Here is a 1,211-nt window from a genome sequence, read left to right as displayed (position 1 = left end):
ATACATAAGGCAAGGCACATATTTTGCTGATGTTTCACTGCTCTGGAAAAGGAAAACAGCATGAAGCATATTCTAACCACCATACTTTTACTATCAATCAGTAAGGCAGCATTCGCCGACATTATAAAATTTGAGAATTCACTCAACTATAGTGGCTATGAATACTACGGCGTAAATTATCTCGATGAGTCACAGATTGCCTCTGAACTTGATGATCTGAATACCAACCCGATTGAAGTCTCATTTACCTATGATGACACACTTGATTATTAATCCAACTGGCTTGATGGTGATAATGGAGTAGGGGAGTTCGGCGGTGGTGACGACATATTAGAGTCTCGGTATGGGCCATCACGAGGGGATAGTTATTATGATTTTACAGCGTTTAATCTTTCTCGTGTGCTTTTATTACTCGATGAGTTGATAGTAAGGATGCCAGAAATTGAAAAGACGGACTATTCAAAATGGAGCAGTGCTTATTTGTTTGAAAATCCACGTGAAAAGCTTTTTTATGCTAATAAGGATTTTTTTACGTTTTCACTGGAAGATAGCGCGAGCCAACAAGCGAGTCGCGTTATATTTTATCTGAATGAAAGCTCGCAACTGGCTGTGGATTTTGAAAGTAGCCTAGTTTCTAGAACCGCCACGCCATCACAATCCAACATTTCTGTTCCAGAGCCACAAACAGGTATTATCTTAGCAATGGGTGCAATGCTGTTGTTATTACGGCGCTGCCGCTAATAAGTATATTCACCAGGGCGTTTCTCTGTTTACCAAAGTGGGCAACGCCCAGTAAACGTCTCTAGATTTCACGTACGAGCGCCTATCTGGGGTCAATTAATGCATCACGCCTTAAATAGTTATCAAGTCACTATGCGAAAGGCAAAAAAGTGAACACCAATCTAAAGCGTCTATTCGGTTCCAGGTTTTTCGACGTGGTAATCCCAATTTTTCAACCAATAGATCAATAATGCCAAGGTGACCACAATAACGGCTGCTCGTGCTAAGAGGGCCATGTCGGTGAATGAGACCACCAACGTCCGAACAATAATAAAAATAGTGGTGCCGATAATCCATTTTAATTTGACAAATTCATCATATGGGCAAACCTTCGGCGTTTTTCAAGGTAGTTGTCGCCTGAGCTGTTAAGCAGCTTCTTTTTTGTTCTCTGGGTTTAATTTCACATCACCGATTTCCTCCCAGTTTCTAAT

At 41.0% G+C, this 1,211-nt stretch carries 2 protein-coding genes; both read left to right on the top strand.

Annotated elements, in window-relative coordinates; all coding sequences use genetic code 11:
• The first annotated feature begins 60 nt into the window (after nucleotides 1-60).
• Nucleotides 61-273, top strand: coding sequence for a hypothetical protein (locus BIZ39_RS21855; protein ID WP_187448122.1), 213 nt, complete (start codon nucleotides 61-63; stop codon nucleotides 271-273).
• Between the two features lie 159 nt (nucleotides 274-432).
• Nucleotides 433-741: a PEP-CTERM sorting domain-containing protein gene (locus BIZ39_RS21850; RefSeq protein ID WP_187448121.1), complete on the top strand. Its 309-nt coding sequence runs from the start codon at nucleotides 433-435 to the stop codon at nucleotides 739-741.
• Nucleotides 742-1,211: the final 470 nt, after the last annotated feature.

The sequence above is a fragment of the Alteromonas sp. BZK5 genome (assembly GCF_014349115.1).
GTDB classification, from domain to species: domain Bacteria; phylum Pseudomonadota; class Gammaproteobacteria; order Enterobacterales; family Alteromonadaceae; genus Alteromonas; species Alteromonas macleodii.
This window is presented reverse-complemented; position numbering and strand designations above follow the sequence as displayed.

What these genes read in the sequence shown, in the direction of transcription:
- BIZ39_RS21855 (WP_187448122.1), top strand. Translation starts at nt 61, where the DNA reads ATGAAGCATATTCTAACCACCATACTTTTACTATCAATCAGTAAGGCA.
- BIZ39_RS21850 (WP_187448121.1), top strand. Translation starts at nt 433, where the DNA reads ATGCCAGAAATTGAAAAGACGGACTATTCAAAATGGAGCAGTGCTTAT.